We start from the raw sequence: 20,806 nt of genomic DNA on the forward strand, positions 1-20,806 counted from the left end.
CCATTGGTATGGCCAACCATTCTCATCACTGCCTATGCAAAATCCGACCACTTTGAAAAGTTTCACACCGTTGAACCTCAAACTTTCCACACAAGGAATGGACAAGAGATTTTGAGAACAGCTATCAGAAATGCCTATTGTCGAGTCGGAGACTTACCAGCGTTCAAAACACTCATTAGTACACCTTGAAGATGAATTTATCTACATTCTCATTGACCAAAACGCTGTGGCCCTACCAGCAGGAAGCTCTAGAAACGGCTGTGGAGTTTTTACGGCAATACTATGCCGACCTGACCCTTTCCACCGACGAACGGAAACAACGACTTTGGCGCACTTATCTTGCCAATGGCATTGACCCCAAAGCCTATGACGAGCGTTTTCCTGAACAGCAACGCCTGAGCAGTACCCAGCGGCAAATTGGCCAGCTTTATCGGGCTTATGGTCTCTTAGATGCGGAGAACTGTCTCCCCTTTTGGCGTATCTGTAACCGGGCCGGTTTTTGGATGGCAACCGGCAGCGGTAAAACACTGATCATCGTTAAGTTGGTTGAGCAACTGGCAAAGTTAATGAGTGACCAGACGATTCCCCAAAATGATATTTTGCTCCTTTCTCATCGGGAAGAATTATTAAACCAAATCCGAGCGCATGTTGCGGAATATAACCAAGCGCTTCCTGAATACCAGATTGTGCTAGAAGATTTGAAACAATTTCCAGAAATTAAGCGTTTCCAGCCGTCACTACCAAGCCGGGCCGTCACGGTATTTATTGCTAATGCCGACCACTTAACTCTTGAGCAAAAGCAAAAAGAACTGGATTTTCGCAACTATGAAAATGGCGGTCGCTGGTATATCATCCTGGATGAAGCGCACCGGGGAGATAGTAAGGACTCACTTCGCAAGGCAATTTTCAATATCATGAGTCGTAATGGATTTTTGTTTAACTTCAGCGCCACCTTCACGGACCCTAAAGACCAATTGACGACCATCTACAATCTGAATCTCTCGGAGTTTGTCCGACAGGGATATGGAAAGCATATTGCTATCTTGCCGGACGACACAAGTGCTTATTCTGCAGGTGATTACACCAATGAACGAAAACAGGAAATTGTTTTGCAGGCGCTCTTGTTGCTCACTTACCTCAAGCGTATCCGGGCGGAATTACCAGTATCACTTCCTTATCACTCGCCGTTGCTGGTGGTCTTTGTTAACTCGGTTCAGGCGGCAAATTCAGATTTGGAATTGTTTTTCCGGGAGCTGGAGCGCGTGGGACGGGGCCAGGTGCCCCCAACCTGTCTGGAACAGGCCAAACGCATGTTAGTCCAGCATTTGCAAAGCCTTAGCACTCCCTTCAGTGGAGAAAAGCATGTGGCCCCACCCAGGGTTACATGGTTGACCACTTTCCAACTGCAGGACATTCTCCAGCACGTCTATCACGCTGAGAGTCCTGGCCTGACGGAGGTAATTATTTCAGCGCAGGACCAGCGGGAAATGGCCCTGAAGCTGAAGACGGGGGAACGGCCTTATGCGCTCATCCGTATTGGGGAGACAAAGAACTGGTTGCAAAAGCAGCTGCGGGGTGTCGAGATTTTGGAATCAGTGCAGGAACAAACATTTTTTGCGTCCCTGAACCAGGAAGACTCACCTATCAATATCCTGCTTGGTTCTCGGATGTTCTATGAAGGGTGGGATTCCAGTCGGCCCAATATCGCGCTGTACGTCAACATTGGCAAACAGCAGGAAGCGCGAAAATTTGTGTTGCAGTCAATCGGGCGTGGGGTGCGAATCTCGCCCGCTCCGGGTGTGCGTGGGCGCTTGGAAAAACATCCGCATTTACAAGCTCAGGTAGCTGACTCTCACTGGGTCGAACCACTCGAAACACTGTTCATTTGCGCTGCATCTCGACCGGCCATGCACCACATCTTGGCAACACTAGATGCAGTTCAGCAACCGGTATCGTCCTTCAACCAGCGAGTCAAAAGAGTACTGTCACCGCCCAAACTGCCGCAGAATCTGTCGCCTTTTGCCATCACGCCAGAAGACCTGCATCGGCTGCAAAGGTACGTAGCTCACGTAGACCCACGCATTCTCTGGGCTGCTCACGGTTACCAACCCTGCGAGATTCGCTTACTGCATAAGGTATTAAATCGGGCGCGGGATTATTTCCAACTGCACAACGCCCAACCTGTGCCCAGCATCCGTCAACTTTTGAGCAAGTTGCACCTTTATTTGGTGACCTATGGCCACCTTTTGGATGATGGAAATTGAGCGTTTTATTCCGCTCCTGAACAGGTGTTTTCCCACGCCACCTCCACCATAAGGGCTTGGGGCGTTTCGGCGGCGTAGGTTTTGAAATCATAGCCAGTCACCAGGCGGCGGGCTTTTTGGTTCAGGGTGGCGTAGCCGGAAGAGCGCAACAGTTCGGGTGGTTCAGCCAACTCACCCTGGGGATTCACCAGGACGCCCCAAACAGTCGGGCCGGCCTGCTCCCACGGGCAACCCTGGGTGGGCAATAGCTCCGTCAACCGCAGAAGCTGAGGAGACCGACTCAGTTCGGGTTGCAGGCGGGCAATCCAACGGCTGAGATTGGCTAGGCCATCGCTCGTGCTGGTATTGGCGGGGTCAAAGGTTTCCCGTCGGGGTGTGGGCGTATCCACTGGCGGCGGCAAGGGTACAGGTGGTGGGGGCGTCGGTTGCACTGGAACTGGACGGAGGGCTGATGGTTTCACCGCAGGAGCCGAAGAAGGTGGTGGTGGCAACGGCGGTAGATTTGGACTCGGCGGCAATTGCCCCAAGACCGGCGGTGGCGGCGGCAACGGAGCACCAAGCGGAACAATCGGCTGGGGTTTGGTCGCCAGCGCAGGCGGGTCCACCAGCGTCACTTCAATGGGTGGCGGGAGCAGGACGACCGGTTCAGGGGAAACGTCCACCTGTCGCAAGCCGTACAACAGCCCGCTGTGGACCAGCAGCGATACTCCGAAGCACCACACCAGTGGCTCGCTCAACCAGCGGCGCAACGGTTGCGGCCAATCTAGCTTGGAAAGCCTCATGGTTGCCAACGACGTACCCCCACCGCCCATTGTGGCATGACCCGCCGCCCACCTTGAGATTTTCTGTAATCTGGCGGGTGACGGCACTGGCCTAGCTAATCTAAAGCTAGAAGGGGCGTGAGAGAGACCAATGATCTCATTGCGGGAAAATCCGCTGCGGGTGGGTCTGCAGCAGGAGCGGTTGCCAGAACCTTTTCTCATCGTGATTTTTGGAGCGTCAGGGGACCTGACCCAGCGCAAACTCGTACCGGCACTATATAAGCTGCGAGTGCAACGCCGCTTGCCCCCCGAAACCACCATCATTGGCTTTGCACGCCGGCCCTGGAGCCATGACTACTTCCGGGAACAGATGCGCGAAGGTGTCGAACAATTTGGGGGCGGCATCGAAAACCCAGCGGTGTGGGACGAATTTGCCCAGGGGTTGTTCTACCACGCAGGCGACATGGACAACCCCGACAGCTACCAGTCTCTGAAAGCTTTCATTACTGAGTTGGAGACCCAGCGGCGTACTCTGGGCAACCGGGCCTATTACCTAGCGGTTTCACCTAACTTTTTCCCCGAAGCGATTCGCCAATTGGGGGCCGCCGGCTTGTTGAATGACCCACGCAAGCATCGCCTGGTGATTGAAAAACCCTTTGGCCGGACTCTGGCGACCGCCCAGGCCCTCAACCGGGTGGTACAGCAGGTGTGTCACGAGGAACAGGTCTATCGGATTGACCATTATCTGGGAAAAGAAACCGTCCAGAATTTGTTGGTGTTTCGCTTTGCCAACACCATTTTTGAACCGCTGTGGAACCGCCAGTTTGTGGACCATGTGCAGATTACAGTGGCAGAGGCTGTCGGGGTTGAGGACCGGGCGGGCTACTATGAAACGGCGGGGGCGCTGCGGGACATGGTGCAAAACCACGTGATGCAGTTGCTGTGCTTGACCACGATGGAGCCTCCCAGCTCCCTCAGTGCCGATAGCATCCGCAACGAGAAAGTAAAAGTCCTGCAGGCAACTCGCCTGGCTCACCAGGGCTTTAACCTGAGCAAAGCGGCGGTGCGGGCGCAGTACACGGCGGGCTGGATACATGGCAAACCGGTGGTGGGCTACCGCCAGGAACCAAAGGTGCATCCCGAATCGGTGACGCCGACCTACGTGGCCATGCACCTGCAAATTGACAACTGGCGCTGGCAAGGGGTGCCCTTTTTCCTGCGCACCGGCAAACGGATGCCCAAAAAGGTGACCGAGATTGCCATCCAATTTCGCGAACCGCCCCTCACCATCTTCCCATCGGTGGCGCAACAGGCCAACCCCAACGTGCTGGTGCTGCGCATCCAACCTGATGAGGGCATTGCCCTGCGCTTTGAAGCGAAAATGCCGGGGCCGGAGTTGCGGGCGCGCTCGGTCCATATGGATTTTCAGTATGGCAAGACCTTTGGCATGGCCAGCTCCGAGGCCTACGAGCGCCTGCTGCTGGATTGCCTGCTAGGGGACCAGACCCTGTTTACCCGCGCCGATGAGGTGGAAGAGGCCTGGCGGGTGATCACGCCGGCGTTGAACGTGTGGGACAACACACCCCTCGGGACGCCGATTCCCCAGTACGAAGCGGGCACCTGGGGACCTCTGGAGGCCGAGCAAATGCTCACGGAACTGGGGCGACATTGGCGGCGACCCTAAACTCAATTCAGCACTAGCTCCTCCTTCTTGCCCAGCAGCCCTTGAGGACGCCACACCAGCACCAGAATTAGCAATATCCCAATGATCATCACCCGCAAGGCTCCCAGGCGCGCCCCATCCAACGGAAGCAAGGCGGGTAGCACAAAGCGGGTCACCGAGTCGTACAGCCAAAAAATCAATGCTCCCAGCAGCGTTCCGGCGTGGTTGCCGCCCCCGCCAATGATCACAATCATCCAGGCTTGAAATGTAATCAAAGGTACAAAGGACTCGGGGTTGATAAACGTCAATTGCCAGGCGTAAAACGCACCGCTCAGCCCGCCGATAATTCCCCCCAGAATCAAGCTATGCAGTTTGTAGATGAATACATTTTTCCCGAGGGCCTGCACCGCCGTTTCGTCCTCGCGAATCCCCTTGAGCAACCGGCCCCAGGGAGAATGGCTCAACCGCTCCAGGATGAAAAAGGTCAACACCAGCGCCGCCGCCAGCAATACCAGCAACCGCACCTTGTAGTCCCCCTGCGCTAGGGCCACCAGACCCGCAATGTACAGCGCGATAACCAGCGCTCCAGCCGTTGCTGCTAATGCCCGTTGCAAGCGCAGCGGAATCCGCAAGCCGTAGCCCAGTTGCCGCACACTCACGCCGAACAGGACCGTCCACAGCAAGAGAGCCGGCCAGCGGCTCCAGTTCTCCAGCCAAGGCAACGGATAGCTAAATAGCCCCAGCGCCCCGCGCGTCAACCACTGTTCATTTAGGGCAATCAAGCGCACCAATTCCGACACGCCAATGGTGAGAATCGCCAAGTAATCTTCCCGCAACCGCAGCGTGGTGAAACCCAATATCACCGCCAAAAGCGCCGCCAGTCCCATCCCCACCAGCATTGCCCATCCCCAGGCCACACCCTGCAACGTAAGCAACACAGTGGTGTAGGCCCCAATCGTCATAAACGCCACATGGCCAAAGTTGATGAGTCCCGTCACCCCCCACTGCAAATTCAACCCCAGACTAAACAGAGCAAAAATCCCGGTGTTGAGCGCCAGAAAAATGAGATAGTTGACCATGCCGACCGCTTTTGACCCAGCAGACTCATTTTACCCAAGCCCTCGTCTCGCCTAGCCGGTTCCCGTAACGCCCTGACCAGCTCCCGCGACTCCACGGTCGTTCCCGCAATTATGAAAACACTATGAAAAGCGGTCGCCCCGCTGTGGTAAGCTCAAGATTATGAAGTGATTATGAAAAGCCCATGCCACGGCGGCGTTTCTGGGTATGGTTGGTGGTTTGGGGGCTGGTGGGGTGTCGGCCAGGGGTTGAATCAGCCAGTGAACCGGTCGTGCTCGCCACGTTTACGGTCATCGCAGACATGGCCCAGCAAGTGGCTGGCGACCGAGTGCGCGTCGAATCCCTCGTCAAACCGGGGGTGGAAATTCACAGTTATGAACCCACGCCGCGGGAGATCGCCCGTATCCGGCAAGCGCGGTTGGTCCTAGAAAACGGGCTGGGATTGGAACAGTGGACAGCGCGGTTTTATCAGCAGTTGCAGGAGGTGCCTCGGGTGACGGTCAGCGCGGGCATTACACCCGTGATGATCGCTCCCGGTCAACCCGACCCCCACGCCTGGATGTCGCCCCGCCTGGCGTTGATTTACGTAGACAATATCCGTCAAGCGTTGAGCCGGATTGACCCAGACCATGCCCATTTCTACACCCAAAATGCGCAGCGGTATCAGCAACAAATCCGGGCGTTTGACCAGAAGTTTCAGCAGTTTTGGCAGTCCATTCCAGCCCACCGGCGGTACTTGGTGACGTGTGAAGGCGCGTTTGGTTATATGGCGCGGGACTATGGATTCCAACCGCTCTACCTGTGGCCGATGAATGCGGAGCAGGAGGGCACGCCTCAACAAATTCGCCGGGTGATCGACCAGGTGCGAGCGCGACAGATTCCGGTGGTGTTCTGTGAGAGTACGGTGAATCCGCAAGCCCAACAGCAAGTGGCTCGGGAAACGGGCGCTCGATTTGGCGGGATTTTATATGTAGATTCGCTCACGGTTGCGACTGGCCCGGCCCCCACCTATGTGCGACTTTTGGAACACAATCTCAACACACTCCGGCGAGGTTTTTCTATGCTCGTATCTCTGGAGAAAATCCCATGACCCAGCGCATTGCCCTAGACAATGTCACGGTTGCGTACCATCATCAAATTGCCCTGCAGGGGGTCAATTTCAGTTTACCGCCGGGAGTAGTTGTTGGATTGGTCGGCATGAACGGCAGCGGCAAATCAACCCTGTTGAAAACCATCATGGGATTTATTCGCCCCAAAACGGGCCGGGTATGGATTGAAGGGCTACCGGTGGCTGTGGCCCAGAAACGGGGATGGCTGGCCTATCTGCCCCAAAGTGAACAGGTGGATTGGCGGTTTCCGGTGACGGTGCAAGATGTGGTGATGATGGGGCGGTATGGCTATATGAATGCTTGGCGGGTGCCCCGTGCGATTGACTGGCGCATTGTACAGGCGAGTTTGCAGCAGGTGGACATGTGGGAGTTGCGCCATCGTCCTATTGGCGAACTGTCGGGGGGTCAAAAAAAACGGGCGTTCTTGGCGAGGGCCTTGGCTCAACAGGCGCCCATTTTACTACTTGATGAACCGTTTAATGGAGTGGATGGGCCGACGGAGCAGGCGATGAGGCAATTGCTGCTGGAACTGCGAGGGCAGGGCCATACGATTCTGGTGGCGACCCACGATCTGAAAACGGTTGCCGCGTTTTGCGACCAGGTGATTTTGATCAACAAAACAGTTCTGGCTTACGGAGCGACGCCCGAGGTCGTCACACCGGAAAATCTGCACCGCGTGTTTGGCGTCTATCCGCTGGAGGTGTGATGCTGCACTGGTTGCTGGAACCTTGGCAATACGACTTTATGGTGAAAGCCCTGGCAATAAGCGTGCTGATTGGCTTGGTGTGCGGGGTATTGTCCTGTTTTGTGACGCTGCAAGGATGGGCGCTGCTGGGGGATGCCGTCAGTCATGCGGTGACGCCAGGAGTCGTGCTGGCCTATGCGTTGGGATGGCCACTGGCGCTGGGAGCATTGCTTTTCGGGTTGGCGGCGGTGTTACTGATGGGCTGGATTCAGCGCCAAACTCGCTTGAAAGAGGATACGACGATCGGGTTGGTATTTACCGGATTTTTTGCCCTGGGGTTGGTGTTAATTTCCAAGACGCCGGGCCATGTAGATTTTTTGCATATTTTGTTTGGGAATTTGTTGGGGATGCCGGCGCAGGAGATGTGGCAAACTTTGGTCATGGGCGTGCTGGTGCTGGGGGTGGTGTGGGTGTGGAAAAATGACCTACTGTTGCTCTGTTTTGACCCTGTGCATGCCCGTTCGATTGGGATAGATATTGACCGGCTGTACTACGTGCTGCTGACGCTGTTGTCTTTGACGATTGTGGTGGCGATGCAGGCAGTAGGTGTGGTGCTGGTGGTGGCGATGTTAATTACGCCAGGAGCGACGGCCTATTTGCTCAGCGACCGGTTCAACGTCATGCTGGTCTGGGCAATGGCGACGGGGGTAACCGCCAGCGTGGTGGGGACCTACGCCAGTTACTACCTGGACGCTTCGACCGGCGGGTGTATTGTGCTGGCCCAAACGCTGCTGTTTTTCCTGGCGCTGGTGTTTGCTCCCAAGTATGGGCTAGGGCGGCGGGTCTGAAGCTGGGCTTAAAAAACGGTGGTGGCGCCGGGCTGGCGGCCTACACTGGAAACCAGTCGTTGGCCGGTTACCTATGCGTCCGATTCGCACGTTCAAGGTTTCCCCGAGCTTGCCCCCACTTCTAGAACCCCTGCGCACGTTGGCCTACAACCTGTACTGGGACTGGAGCGATGAGGTGAAGGAATTATTCCGCCGCTTGGACCCCGAATTGTGGGAAAGCAGTCGCTACAACCCGGTGTTGATGCTGGGAACGATTAGCCAGGAGCGGTTGCAGGCGGCGGCCCAAGATGACGGTTTTTTGGCCCATCTGGAGCGAGCGCAACAGGAGTTTGAAAGTTACCGCCGAGAACGCACTTGGTACGAACGCCATCGCGCCCACCCCCAGGATTGCTACGCCTACTTCTCGGCGGAATTTGGTCTGACCACGGCCTTGCCCATTTACTCCGGGGGCCTGGGCGTTTTAGCGGGCGACCACCTGAAATCCGCCAGCGACCTGGGGTTGCCTTTGGTAGGGGTGGGGCTGTTGTACCAACAGGGCTACTTCCAGCAGTATCTCACGGCGGACGGCTGGCAACAGGAGCGTTATCCCATCAATGACTTCTACAATTTGCCCCTGCACCTGGAGCGCCGTCCGGACGGGTCGGAGTTGCGCATTGAGGTGGTCTTTCCCCAGCGGGTGGTCTATGCCCGGATTTGGCGGGTGGATGTGGGCCGAGTGCCGCTGTATTTGCTCGACACCAACATTCCCCCCAACAACCCCTACGACCAGGACATTACCGACCAGCTCTACGGCGGCGACATTGATGTGCGGATTCACCAGGAAATCATGCTGGGTATCGGCGGGGTGAAGGCGTTGCGAGCGCTGGGGTTGCAACCATCGGTCTATCACATGAATGAGGGGCACTCGGCATTTCTGTCCCTGGAGCGGATACGGGAATTGATCCAGGAACAAGGCTTGAGTTTCGCGGCAGCTAAGGAAGCGGTGCGGGCCAGTCAGGTGTTTACCACCCACACCCCCGTGCCGGCAGGGATTGACCTGTTTCCCCCCGACAAAATCCTGTACTACCTGGGGCGCTACCGGGAAATCTTCGGCCTGTCGGAGCAGGAGTTTCTGTCGCTAGGGCGCGAACACACGGGCGATTTCCAGGCGCCCTTCAACATGGCCGTCTTTGCGATGCGCATGGCGAGTTTTGTCAATGGGGTAAGTCAATTGCACGCCCGGGTCAGTCGGCAAATGTTTTGTTCCCTGTGGGGGCCGACGCCAGAACGTGAAGTGCCGATTCATGCCATTACCAATGGGGTGCATGCCCGCAGTTGTGTAGCGCCGGCGACCCAGAATCTCTACCAGCGCTATATCGGGCCGGACTGGTGGGCTTTGCCTGCTGACGCGCCGGAATGGCAACGGGTGGAGACCATCCCCGACGAGGAACTCTGGCGCATCCACGACCGGGCCAAGATGCAGATGATCCTGTACATTCGGGAGCGGTTGCGGCGGGCGCTGCAGGAACGGGGAGCGTCCCAGGCGGAAATCCGCAAAACCCGCGAAGTGTTGGACCCAGAAGCGTTAACCATTGGCTTTGCCCGGCGCTTTGCTACCTACAAGCGCGCGACCTTGATTCTCCACTCGCCCGAGCGCCTGCTGAGACTGCTGTCGGACCGGCAGCGGCCTCTCCAGTTCATCTTTGCGGGTAAGGCCCACCCGAAAGACCACCCCGGCAAGGAGATGATCCGTGCGATTATCCACTTTGCTAAGGAACACGGCCTAGAACGACAGCTCGTGTTTGTCCCCGACTACGACATTCACCTGTCTCGGTTGATGGTGGCGGGTTGCGATGTGTGGTTGAATAACCCCCGGCGGCCTCGGGAAGCCTCGGGCACCAGCGGCATGAAGGCGGCGATGAACGGTGTCCCTAGCCTGAGCACGCTGGATGGGTGGTGGGCGGAAGCCGATTACGTGACCACGGGCTGGCCCATCGGCCGCGGCGAGGAATACACCGATACCCAACTGCAGGATGAACTGGAGGCCAACGCCCTGTACCAAATCCTGGAGGAAGACGTCCTGCCTTTGTACTACCAGCGGGACCCGGAGGGCTTGCCGCGCGAATGGATCGCCAAGATGAAGGCGGCGATTCGGGTCAACACGCCTCGGTTTAACACCCAGCGGATGGTGCAGGAGTACGCCGAGCGGGCCTATTTCCCGGTAAGCGACCGCTGGTACCAGATGGCAGCCCAGGACTACGCCAAGGCCCAGGCGTTGGCCGCGTGGAAAGCCCGCATCTTCCAGCACTGGTATGAAATCAAGATTCTGGAGGTGACGGTCGAGGCCCCCAAGGAGGTGCGGGTGAACGAACCCATCGGCGTGACAGCCCGCTTGGACCTCGGGGTGCTCCAACCGGAGGAGGTCCAGGTGCAATTGTACCAGGGCGAGGTGGATGCCACCGGCTTGATCCCAGCGGGCCAGGTAGTGCCCATGACCTACCAAGACCGGCTAGCGGATGGCAGCTATCGCTACACAGGCGAAGTGCGCTACAGCAGTAGCGGGCTGCAGGGCTTTGCGGTCCGGTTGCTCCCCTTTCATCCCGACCTGAGCGATCCCTTCGAGTTGGGGTTGGTCCACTGGAGCACTTAACACACCCAAATCTGGCTGACGGCGATTTGGCCTCCCAAGCACACCGCCACATCGCTACAGGGGTCACTGGGGCGCTGGTGATATACCCCTTGGTAGACATAGCCAGCGGGGGTCGCCTCATACTGGATGGGCAAGGGCCGGGTGCAGGGGGGACAAAACACGATGTCCGGTTCAGGGCTGCCGTCCTCTGGGTGGGGGAAATTCACGTTCCAAAAGCTCCCTGGCGCGGGTTTTTGCAGCAGGAGGGCGACCACCCGCTCTAGCCAGCGCTGGGTGCGTTGCCAATCCACCGGCTGGCCCCGGCGTTGATACTGAGAGAGAGCAATCGCCGGAATGCGGTGCAACGCTGCTTCGCGTACCGCCGCCACCGTGCCCGACGGATAAATATCTACCCCCAAATTTGCTCCCTGGTTGACGCCAGCGAGCACCCACTGGGTCTGGGGTTGCCAATGAGCCAGCGCCAAACGCACACAGTCGACTGGCGTTCCCGCCACCGCATAGCTCTGGCTATCGCGCTGGATGACGGGAATGGGTTGGCGCGTGGTGATCTGATGGCCGCAGCCCGACCACTCCTGCACCGGCGCTACCACCAACGCTTGGGGGAAGACCCGCCGCAACACCTGCAACCCGGGGGCCTCAATCCCGTCGTCGTTAGTCAATAGAATCGCCATCAGTCCTGCACGTAGGGTTCACCCCGGACCAGGGCTATTTCCGCCCGCATCAGTTCTCGCCCAAGGTAGGCCGCATGGCTCAACTGGCTCACCGGTTGAAAGCCGCTACATTCTTCAAAGATCTGCACGCACAGTTCCTTGGCGGTCCGGCCTCGAAATACATGGGCGGGTTGGCGAGGCGGTCCTCCCCGCGCTGGAATGGGTTTGCCCGTTTCGGGGTCAACGGCCAGGCCCCGCTCGTTGATCACGTTGGTAAACCACTTGGCGTAGATGTAGCCCTCCTGGTGGTCAACGTAGATGACGAAATAGCCGGCGGGGTCCAGGTCAAGATGACGTTTGGACAGCTGCTCATCAATGCGCCGGATTTCTGCCGCCCAATCGCTCATGGTCCGTGGGGTCGTCAACACGCTATTTTTCTATTGTGATGGCTATGTGATGGCTGTGGGGGACACCTGTGGGGCGTTGGGCGCGCCTGCGCGATTACCTACTTCTACGACTGCTGTTGGCCCCGTTGATGCTCTGGACGGTAGTGACGGTGGTCTTTGTACTATTGCGGGCCACGCCGGGCGACCCAGTTGATGCCATCTACGGCGGACGGGCGCCTGCTACGGTGAAAGCGGCCCTGCGTGTGCAGTTAGGTTTGGACCAACCGTTGCCAGTGCAATACCTGCGCTATCTTGGGCAATTGCTGCGGGGGGATTTGGGAACGTCCCTGAGCGAACCAGGTCGGGCAGTCACCGACATCATTAAAAGCTACGTGCCGGCGACCGTGGAATTGGCGGTGGCGGGGTTTCTGGTCGCAGCCATTCTAGGGCTGGGGTTGGGTCTGGTCACCGGCAGCGCGCCACCGAGCAGTCCAGTGGCCATCGGCGGCAAGCTGTTCAGCATTGTCAGTTACGCTGTACCCCTGTTCTGGCTGGGGATGTTGTTGCAGTTGGGCTTGAGCGTCACTGGGGGCTGGTTTCCCCTGGGAACCCGCTTTCCGGCGCAGGAGCTGCCTCCCCAAGGTCCGACGGGGTTGTACGTGGTGGACAGTCTCCTAGCGGGCAACTGGCGGCAATTGGGCCTGGCGTTGCACCATTTGGCTTTGCCGAGTTTGACCCTGGGCGTTGTCATCAGCGGCGTGCTGGAACGGATGATGCGGGTACAGGTGCGCGCTGCTTGGCAAGGAGATTACGTGGAGGCTGCTCGAGCGCGAGGCATTCCCACCCTTGGGATTCTGCGGCGCCATGTGTTGCCCAACGCCTTGATTCCCGTCGTCGCGCTCCTGGGGCTAACCCTGGCGTCCCTGCTGGGAGGAGCCATTGTCACCGAGGTCACCTTTTCCTGGCCGGGCCTGGCCCAGCGCCTCTACGAAGCGATTAACCTGCGGGACTACCCCACCGTCCAGGGGATTGTGGTGTTTTTTGCGGTGGTGGTGGTGACGCTGAGCATTGCCATTGACCTGGCGATGGCCCTGCTGGACCCCCGTGTGGAGCTGTAAATTCTTTTTCTCAGACCCTTAGATCCGCAGATATACTCAGTGCTGAACTTTAACGATTCCTTCGGAGCTATTAAGTTTTTCCGTCGAGAATTTCAGGGTATTTGGTGGGGGTCGTTAGACTAAATTTGATCTCCCTAAGCCCCCGCTATGAACTTTGCTTACAACCTGCTCAATTGTCTGCCGATTGGGGTGGTGCTGACAACAGCGCAGGGGGAAATTGCACACTGCAATACCGTGATGGCCAGTTGGTTTGGCTTTGATCCCCAGCAACTCGTCGGCCATTGTATCACCGAGTTTTGGCCTGAACTCACCCCTTATTTACGCTGGCAAGAGGCCGGAGGGCGGGTGCGGTTATCCCAGCAGGACAAGTGGGTAGTGATGCGGGTCATCGTCCAGCGTTTATCCCAGAGCGCTCAGGAATATGTGGTGTGGAGTTTTGTTCCCGAACATAGTCGCGATTTGGAACAATCTCAGCAGGAATTTATCGCTACCATGAACCACGAATTGCGGACCCCCCTGACCAGTATCAAGGGCTTTATTGAGACGCTGTTACAGGCCCAGCATCGCTTGAGCGCCGAGCAGGTCCGCCATTTTCTCGAAATCGTCCAGCAGCAGGTGCAGCAGTTGACCCAACTGGTAGAGACGGTGCTCCAGGTGTCCCAGTGGCAGGTCATGCCAGACCGTTTTCGCCCCGTGCAAATGAGCGAGCTAATTCCGGCAGTGATGCAGGAGTTGGCCTGGCGGCATCGGGTGGAACGAGTAGAGTGGCGGGTGCAGGAAATGCCGCCGGTGTGGAGCGACCCGGAATTGCTCGTGCCGATCCTGGTGCAGGTGCTAGATTATGCCTTGACCCACACACCGGGGGAAATCCCCATCCAGGTGCGCGCGTGGTCAGCAGGCACGGGCTTGCAAATCGGCGTCCCGGAACTGGAGCTGGGGGAACTGTGGTATCCCCTAGGACCGACCCGGCCAAGCCTGGGACTCGCGATTACCCAGATGCTGGTGGAACGGGTGCAGGGCCGGTTGCGGCTCGACCAGGGCTTGACGCTGGAACTACCCCGCGCCGCTTGCGTCAGTGTTGGCAGTAGCAAACTGTCCGAGAAAACCACTACGCTGGATAGATAGGACCTCAGGGTGGAGTAGCTGACGTGAATCCAGCATTGCGGCGAGAGTTGGCGGCCCTCCAACAGCAACAGGTGACCGGGACGCTGGTAGTGCAAGCAGGGCCACAGCAGTGGCAGTTATACCTGTTCATGGGCCGGCTGTTGTACGCAACAGGAGGCCCTCACCGTGTACGGCGCTGGTACCGAGCCGTCAGGGCCCATTGTCCTCAGTTTCAGCCGGACTGGCGAGCTTTAGGAACGGCCACCCCCTGGGAATATGGGGCGCTAGTGCAGGGGACAGCCAACGGGCGATTGACCCCTTCCCAGGCCAAAGCCGTGATCTCAAGCAGTGTGCTGGAGGTGCTGTTTGCTGTCCTGGCTCAGGAAAATGTCACGCTGAAGTTTCTGACGGGTCAAGGGTTGAGCACCCAGCTTGCCCTGCTGCAGGTCGAACGGGTGCTAGAGGAGGCCACCCAACTACACCAGCAGTGGCAGGCGGCGGGGCCTGGCCAGTTGCAGAACATTGCTAAGGGGTTGTCGCCCGACCTCGCGCCGGTGGTGCGCCAGCCGCAAAACATCCCAGAGCCGCGATGGCTCCCCCTGCTCAATGGGCAGTACACCCTGTGGGATCTCATGAGCCTGACCCGCAAATCCCTCCAGGCGACTGTGCAGCCGGTGTTTCAGTGGGTGCAGCAGGGGTGGGTCGAGTTCCAAATCCTACTAGATCTGCCCCCGCCTGTACCGGAAAGCGGCACCTTTGCGCCGGCGGATACCGAGAACCAGTCCCAGCAGCCCCTGATTGCCTGTCTCGATGACAGTCCGGCAATGCTCAAGATTCTGGAGGGCATACTGGTACAGGCTGGCTACCGAGTGGTGACCATCACCGAACCGATGTCGCAAATGGCCACCCTGCTAACAGCCAAACCCGCCGTTATTTTGATGGACTGGCTGATGCCCCATGTCAATGGCTACGAACTGTGCAGCCTGCTGCGCAAAACCTCCGTATTTCGCGAGACGCCCATCTTCGTGATTACCGGCCATGAGAGCATCGTTGATCGCATGCGAGCCCGCTTGGCGGGCGTGACGGGAGTCGTCAAAAAACCCTTGAATCCCGAAGAACTACTCCAACTGGTGAGCCGTTATGCCCCCTTGCGCCCGACCGCTCCTGCTGAAACTTCATCGCCTGAAGGGGTTGCCCCTGCGCTGACGACTGAACCCCTTCCGCCGGAACCTGAACCGGTGATGGACCAACTGGGGGACCCGGTGGCCCAAGCGCAGCAACTGTTGGCGCGATATGCGGCTGGCGAACGGGACTTCAGCGGGATCAAACTCATCGGCTGTAACTTGCAAGGCGCGAATTTGGAGGGGGTCAATCTCTCGCGCGCGGACCTGATGCTGGCGGACTTGAGCGGTTGTTTGCTCATCGGAGCGAAACTGGTGGGCGCAAATTTGATAGGGGCGGAACTGGTGAAAACCAACCTGCAGGAAGCCACGTTAACCGGAGCCAACCTCATCGGTGCCAATTTCAGCCAAGCCAACCTGAGCGGCAGTCAACTGGTGGGAAGCAATCTCAGCGCTGCCAATTTTTGCCAGAGCCGGTTGCGGGGTGCCGACTTGAGCGAAGCCTTGGCTGCGGGGACCAATTTCACCAGCGCCGATTTACAGGACGCCACGCTGTATGCCGCCAACCTGCACGGGGCCGTGTTGAACCAGGCTAATCTAGAGCGGGCCAATCTCACCGGAGCCAATCTCTGGCAAGCCAAGCTCGCCCAGACTAACCTGGAAGGGGCCAATCTGACAGGTGCCGTCTTACCCCAAGAGACTGACTCCCAGGTTTGTCGCACCAATACCACTAGCGGTGCAAGCTAGCTAACTGTAGCCTAGTAAGCAATTGACCAGCGGTAATGGCTCTACAATGTCAAAGAATCATTAACCAACCGCGAATTTTATGAGCAGCATCACCCCCGATGTGCGCCGGGAGCTGGCAGCGTTGCACCAGCACCAGGTTACCGGTACTTTGCTGGTCGAATCATCACCCCAGCAGTGGTGGTTGTATTTTTTTATGGGGCGGTTGTTGTACGCCACGGGTGGCTCCCATCGCGTGCGCCGCTGGTATCGAGCGGTTGAAACCCACTGTCCTCAGTTTCAACCGGACTGGTCGGCCTTGGAGGCGACCGAACCTTGGGAGTATTGGGCGCTGGTGCAGGGAACGACCCAGGGGCGCTTGACTCCAAACCAGGCCAAAGCCGTGATCTTGAGCAGCGTGTTGGAGGTGCTATTTGCCGTCTTGGCCGCCGACACGGTGAACATTCAGTTGCAAATGGGTCAGAGCCTTGACCGCCAGATTGCGCTGTTGCAGGTCGAACAGGTGCTGCATGAGGCGGTTCAGCTCTACGACCAGTGGCAAAGCGTGGGCATCCGACAACTATCCAACGGCGCTCAACTGTCTCCCGATTGGACACCGGTGGCGCGTCGCAACCACAAGATTCCAGGTCAGGAATGGCTGATGCTGCTCAGCGGCCAGTACACCCTGTGGGACGTGATGAATCTCACCCGCAAGTCCCTGAAGGCCACTGTAGGGCCGATTGTGCAGTGGGTGCAGCAGGGCTGGGTGGAATTGCAGATGTTGCCCGACTTGCCTGGTCCGGTCATCGGCCAGAGCGTGCCCGCCGCTCCCTTCACTGCGGTGGAGACGGAGGTGCAACAACCGGTGATTGCCTGCTTGGACGCCAGCCCAGTCATGCTCAAGTACCTCGAAAGTATCCTGACGCAGGCTGGTTACCAGGTGATTCCCATCCCGGAACCCATGCTCCAGATCACCACCCTGCTGGAGGCCAAGCCTGACGTGATTTTGATGGATAAGGCACTCCCCACGGTCAACAGCTACGAGCTGTGCAGTTTCCTGCGCAAAACCCCGGTTTGCCAGGACACGCCGATTATTCTCATGGCTTCCCTGGAGGAGACGGTGGACCAGCTTGGCACCTTTGCCCTGGTGACCGAGGTGCTGGCCAAGCCCTTTACGGCGGAGAAGTTGCTGGCGTTGGTTGGTCGCTATGCCCCCTTGCGGCGTTCTCTGTCCACGAAACCGCCTCTGATTGCGCCGCCCCCTGTCCTCCAGCCCTTACCGGCTTCCGAGACGACCGCGAAAAAGGAGACCAAGGAGAACCAGTTGCGCTGGCGCGGCTCCCGCTACACCAGCTAGATGACCCACCCCCGAACCGGCTGTTATCCTAAAGGCAGCGGTCGGTTGGAGGAAATTGGATGACGAACGGCGCAGAAATTACCCAGGAGCGGGAAGGATCGCGGTTGTACGCTCGCCCCGCAGTCGAACATGTGTCCCTCTGGGCGGTCCCATCCGGCAGGCCCTGTTTTGGGTAGTTGCGATTCCCTTGCTGCTCATAGCCTTTGGCCAGCCATCGCTGGATATCGAGAAAAAGCTGCAAGAACGGATGCCCTGGCTGGTGGCCGCCTTGGTGGGCATGGCTGTCTGGGGCAAAGTCGTCGGTGGGGTGCGCGTGGCCGCCGATTGGGAAAAAGGCGTGATTTTGACCCTGGGGCGGTTCTCCGAGATACGGGGGCCAGGCGTGTTTTATGTTTTGCCGCTTCTAGAGACAGTGCGGTTTGTGGACACGCGGGTGCAGGTGCTGAATATCCCCCGCCAGCGGGCCATCACGCGCGACAACGTGCCGGTGATGATTGACAGCGCTCTGTTTATTCAGCGTGAAAAACCCCGGTTGGGCGGTGACCCGTGTGCAGGACTATCGCTTTGCCACGTCGCAATATGCCCAGTCGGCGCTACGGGATGTGGTCGGCGCCTCTTCCTTGGATGAACTGCTCTCAGAGCGGGAAAAAATCCAGGAACAAATTGCCGCCATCGTCGGGGAAAAGGTGCGGCAATGGGGATTACAGGTGGAGGCGATCCAGCTCCAGGACTTTGACCTGCCCGAAGACCTGAAAAAGGTCATGTCGCGTTAAGCATCCGCCGAGCGGGAAAAACGGGCCACCATCACCAAAGCCGAAGGGGACCGCGTCGCTGCCATGAACCTGGCCGAAGCCGCCAAACTCATGGCGGAAAACCCCATTGCCTTAGAGTTGCGCACCCTGCAAACCATTGACGCGCTGGGTAGCAGCCCCTCCAACACCATCGTGCTCTTTCCAATGGAACTAGGCCATGCCCTGCGTGCCCTCGGACGACTGAACAACACCGGTTCTACTGTCAATTCAGGCGTTGAACCCAACGCTGGGTAAGCTGGGCCATCCGTTGGCCGTAACGCACCGCCGTTTCCCGGTCGCCTGGGTCCAGTTTTGGTTGACCATCCAGCGGCATGGGACTATGCCCCATCACGCCTAGGAACGACCCCAAGCGATTCACCCCGGATTCATTGGGCAACTCTGCAGCACTGACCCAGATCATCCCGTGTTGCGCTGCGTAGATGGCCAGGTACAGGAGCGTTCCCTGCTTATCCCCACTTGGGGAGCTGGAATGGGTAAACCCGCCAGCCAGCTTATCCCTCCACCGCTGTTGCAACCAAATCTCACTAGTGGCATCCAAAAACGCCTTGAATTGGGCTGCCACACCCCCCATGTACGTCGGCGACCCAAACACAATCGCATCCGCTTGGTGCAGTCGTTCTAGATAGCTATCCTCCCGCCAGCGCCCTTGCTGAATTTGCTCTCCCGTGATGCGTAACAGTTCCACAGTTGTCTCTGGCACCCGCCTAACCCCCTCTGCAACGGCCTCCGCCATGAGATGGGTATGTCCCATTCCCGAAAAATAAACGATTGCCACTCGTGCCATCTCTGCTTGCCTCGATGGTCGCCTTCCCCATCCTAAACCACACCGTCGCACCGGCTCAACGCTAGCCCTTTGTTGCTAACTATTTTCAAAAATGCGCTTACTGACTATAATGGTCAACAAACGGAGGGATGGGGTTACTTATGGAGGAGCCAGCGCAGGCGCTTGAACGGTGGGCGGTCTATCATCGGTTGCAGGAGTTAGGCATTCCCTGTCGGTGTGTCGCCTACGGACCGCTGGAGATTCAGGTGGAGACGCCCCAGGCGGCGGTACTGGTGTGGAGCGTTGTTCGGCGCATGAGGGGCTCCCGGTGGCAGCAGGTGGACTGGCTCGAACGGTGTTGGCGGTTGCCTCCCTAAGGTATACTGGGGAACGCAAGCGAGCAGACTTGGCGTAACGGGTGCGTCCACGTATTGCCTTTACTCATTTGGGGTGCGAGAAAAATCGCATTGACACAGAGCATATGCTCGGGTTGCTCGCCACGGCGGGCTATCGGGTGGACAGCGACCCGGAGCAAGCGGATTACGTGGTAGTCAACACCTGTAGTTTTATCGAGGCGGCGCGGCGGGAATCGGTACGTACCCTGGTAGAACTGGCGGAGGCCGATAAAAAAATCATTATTACCGGCTGCTTAGCGCAACACTTTCGGGCCGAGTTACTCGAGGCCATCCCTGAGGCGGTCGCTGTTGTGGGTACTGGCGATTACCAGCACATCGTCCAGGTGATTGAACAGGTGGAGCGAGGGGAGCGGGTGTTGCGGGTGAGTGACAAACCCACTTACCTGGCGGATGAAACCGTGCCTCGCTACCGGACCACCTGTGCTCCTGTCGCTTACCTGCGCATTGCCGAAGGGTGCGATTACCGCTGTAGCTTCTGCATCATTCCCCATCTGCGGGGCGACCAGCGCTCCCGTTCGATTGAATCCATCGTCGCCGAGGCCCGCGAGTTGGCTGACCAAGGGGTGCAGGAACTCATTCTCATCTCCCAAATCACCACCAATTACGGCCTGGACCTGTACGGCAAACCCCGCCTGGCCGACCTGTTGTATGCCCTAGGGGACGTGCCGATTCCCTGGATTCGGGTGCATTACAGCTATCCCACAGGGCTGACGCCCGAAGTTTTACGGGCCTTTCGCGATGTCCCCAATGTATTGCCCTACATTGATTTGCCGTTGCAGCATTCCCATCCCGACATCCTGCGGGCCATGAACCGTCCCTGGCAAGCCGACCTGCACGACCGGCTGCTGGACCAGATTCGGGAAACCCTTCCAGACGCGGTGATCCGCACCACTTTTATCGTTGGTTTTCCCGGCGAGACCTCCCAGCATTTCGCCCACCTGTGTCGGTTTGTAGAACGGCACCAGTTTGACCACGTGGGGGTGTTCACCTTTTCCCCAGAGGAGGGAACTCCAGCGGCTCGTTTGCCCAACCAGGTTCCCGAAGCCACCAAACGCCGTCGCCAGCGGGCGCTGATGCAGCGGCAACAGCCCATTTCCCTAGCTAAACACCAGCAGTACGTCGGGCGCGTGGTGGACGTGCTCATCGAGCAGGAAAATCCCCAAACCGGCGTGAAAATTGGCCGCGCCGCGCGCTTTTCCCCGGAAGTGGACGGTCAAGTGTACGTGACAGGTATGGCCTCTCTAGGGGCGATTGTCCCCGTGAAAATCACACACGCCGACGTTTACGACCTGCACGGGGAAGTTGCCCTGCCGTAGCCCT

General features: G+C 58.2%; 20 protein-coding genes. 15 read left to right on the plus strand and 5 right to left on the minus strand.

Annotation, left to right across the window (positions count from 1 at the left end; all coding sequences use genetic code 11):
* Nucleotides 1–212 precede the first annotated feature (212 nt).
* Complete coding sequence (locus NZ705_03535) at nt 213–2,264, plus strand: DEAD/DEAH box helicase family protein (protein MCS7292030.1); 2,052 nt, start codon at nt 213–215, stop codon at nt 2,262–2,264.
* A gap of 5 nt (nt 2,265–2,269) precedes the next feature.
* On the opposite strand, the gene NZ705_03540 is transcribed toward NZ705_03535, so the two are convergent.
* Nucleotides 2,270–3,046, minus strand: a complete 777-nt coding sequence (locus tag NZ705_03540) for a hypothetical protein (protein MCS7292031.1) — start codon at nt 3,044–3,046, stop codon at nt 2,270–2,272.
* A gap of 130 nt (nt 3,047–3,176) precedes the next feature.
* On the opposite strand from NZ705_03540, the gene zwf reads away from it, so the two are divergent.
* Nucleotides 3,177–4,709: a glucose-6-phosphate dehydrogenase gene (gene zwf, locus NZ705_03545; GenBank protein ID MCS7292032.1), complete on the plus strand. Its 1,533-nt coding sequence runs from the start codon at nt 3,177–3,179 to the stop codon at nt 4,707–4,709.
* A 2-nt stretch (nt 4,710–4,711) separates the two neighbouring features.
* Here zwf and NZ705_03550 read toward each other — a convergent pair whose 3' ends face one another.
* On the minus strand, nt 4,712–5,767 hold the full coding sequence (locus NZ705_03550) for a branched-chain amino acid ABC transporter permease (protein ID MCS7292033.1): 1,056 nt from the start codon (nt 5,765–5,767) through the stop codon (nt 4,712–4,714).
* A gap of 182 nt (nt 5,768–5,949) precedes the next feature.
* Here NZ705_03550 and NZ705_03555 point away from each other — a divergent pair, with 182 nt between their 5' ends.
* The 4 genes from NZ705_03555 (at nt 5,950) to glgP (ending at nt 11,036) form a co-directional block, all read left to right on the plus strand.
* Nucleotides 5,950–6,855 (plus strand): metal ABC transporter substrate-binding protein, encoded by a 906-nt coding sequence (locus NZ705_03555; GenBank protein MCS7292034.1) that lies wholly within the window; start codon nt 5,950–5,952, stop codon nt 6,853–6,855.
* Complete coding sequence (locus tag NZ705_03560) at nt 6,852–7,580, plus strand: metal ABC transporter ATP-binding protein (protein MCS7292035.1); 729 nt, start codon at nt 6,852–6,854, stop codon at nt 7,578–7,580. Before NZ705_03555 ends, NZ705_03560 begins: the two co-directional genes overlap by 4 nt.
* Entirely contained in the window at nt 7,580–8,407 is an 828-nt protein-coding gene (locus NZ705_03565; GenBank protein ID MCS7292036.1) for a metal ABC transporter permease, read from the plus strand. The genes NZ705_03560 and NZ705_03565 overlap by 1 nt, the downstream gene beginning before the upstream one ends.
* A gap of 73 nt (nt 8,408–8,480) precedes the next feature.
* A complete protein-coding gene (gene glgP / locus NZ705_03570) occupies nt 8,481–11,036 on the plus strand; it encodes an alpha-glucan family phosphorylase (GenBank protein MCS7292037.1) in 2,556 nt (851 codons plus the stop codon).
* Here the strand turns inward: glgP and surE are convergent.
* Together surE and NZ705_03580 are read right to left on the minus strand one after the other, a co-directional pair.
* Nucleotides 11,033–11,707: a 5'/3'-nucleotidase SurE gene (surE, locus tag NZ705_03575; protein ID MCS7292038.1), complete on the minus strand. Its 675-nt coding sequence runs from the start codon at nt 11,705–11,707 to the stop codon at nt 11,033–11,035. The genes glgP and surE overlap by 4 nt on opposite strands.
* Nucleotides 11,707–12,093, minus strand: a complete 387-nt coding sequence (locus NZ705_03580) for a DUF4346 domain-containing protein (protein ID MCS7292039.1) — start codon at nt 12,091–12,093, stop codon at nt 11,707–11,709. The genes surE and NZ705_03580 overlap by 1 nt, the downstream gene beginning before the upstream one ends.
* A 68-nt stretch (nt 12,094–12,161) precedes the next feature.
* On the opposite strand from NZ705_03580, the gene NZ705_03585 reads away from it, so the two are divergent.
* From NZ705_03585 to NZ705_03615, 7 genes are all read left to right on the plus strand, one after another.
* Nucleotides 12,162–13,190: an ABC transporter permease gene (locus NZ705_03585; protein MCS7292040.1), complete on the plus strand. Its 1,029-nt coding sequence runs from the start codon at nt 12,162–12,164 to the stop codon at nt 13,188–13,190.
* A 147-nt stretch (nt 13,191–13,337) separates the two neighbouring features.
* Nucleotides 13,338–14,315: a PAS domain-containing sensor histidine kinase gene (locus NZ705_03590; GenBank protein MCS7292041.1), complete on the plus strand. Its 978-nt coding sequence runs from the start codon at nt 13,338–13,340 to the stop codon at nt 14,313–14,315.
* Between the two features lie 23 nt (nt 14,316–14,338).
* The gene (locus NZ705_03595; GenBank protein ID MCS7292042.1) at nt 14,339–16,162 is read left to right on the plus strand and encodes a pentapeptide repeat-containing protein; all 1,824 of its coding nucleotides are present in this window, start codon (nt 14,339–14,341) and stop codon (nt 16,160–16,162) included.
* A gap of 79 nt (nt 16,163–16,241) precedes the next feature.
* On the plus strand, nt 16,242–17,495 hold the full coding sequence (locus NZ705_03600) for a response regulator (GenBank protein ID MCS7292043.1): 1,254 nt from the start codon (nt 16,242–16,244) through the stop codon (nt 17,493–17,495).
* Nucleotides 17,496–17,682: 187 nt separating this feature from the next.
* Nucleotides 17,683–18,123 carry an SPFH domain-containing protein gene (locus tag NZ705_03605; protein MCS7292044.1) on the plus strand — a complete coding sequence of 147 codons (441 nt, stop codon included), beginning with the start codon at nt 17,683–17,685 and terminating at the stop codon, nt 18,121–18,123.
* The gene (locus NZ705_03610) at nt 18,044–18,268 is read left to right on the plus strand and encodes an SPFH domain-containing protein (protein MCS7292045.1); all 225 of its coding nucleotides are present in this window, start codon (nt 18,044–18,046) and stop codon (nt 18,266–18,268) included. Before NZ705_03605 ends, NZ705_03610 begins: the two co-directional genes overlap by 80 nt.
* Before the next feature lie 63 nt (nt 18,269–18,331).
* A complete protein-coding gene (locus tag NZ705_03615) occupies nt 18,332–18,541 on the plus strand; it encodes a hypothetical protein (protein ID MCS7292046.1) in 210 nt (69 codons plus the stop codon).
* Here the strand turns inward: NZ705_03615 and NZ705_03620 are convergent.
* Nucleotides 18,510–19,091 carry a flavodoxin family protein gene (locus tag NZ705_03620; GenBank protein MCS7292047.1) on the minus strand — a complete coding sequence of 194 codons (582 nt, stop codon included), beginning with the start codon at nt 19,089–19,091 and terminating at the stop codon, nt 18,510–18,512. The two genes, NZ705_03615 and NZ705_03620, sit on opposite strands and share 32 nt — an antisense overlap.
* Nucleotides 19,092–19,231: 140 nt before the next feature.
* Here NZ705_03620 and NZ705_03625 point away from each other — a divergent pair, with 140 nt between their 5' ends.
* Together NZ705_03625 and rimO are read left to right on the plus strand one after the other, a co-directional pair.
* Complete coding sequence (locus NZ705_03625; GenBank protein MCS7292048.1) at nt 19,232–19,447, plus strand: hypothetical protein; 216 nt, start codon at nt 19,232–19,234, stop codon at nt 19,445–19,447.
* Nucleotides 19,448–19,488: 41 nt separating this feature from the next.
* Entirely contained in the window at nt 19,489–20,802 is a 1,314-nt protein-coding gene (rimO, locus tag NZ705_03630) for a 30S ribosomal protein S12 methylthiotransferase RimO (protein MCS7292049.1), read from the plus strand.
* The last annotated feature ends 4 nt before the right edge of the window (nt 20,803–20,806 follow it).

The sequence above is a fragment of the Gloeomargarita sp. SKYB120 genome, assembly GCA_025062155.1.
Lineage (GTDB): Bacteria > Cyanobacteriota > Cyanobacteriia > Gloeomargaritales > Gloeomargaritaceae > Gloeomargarita.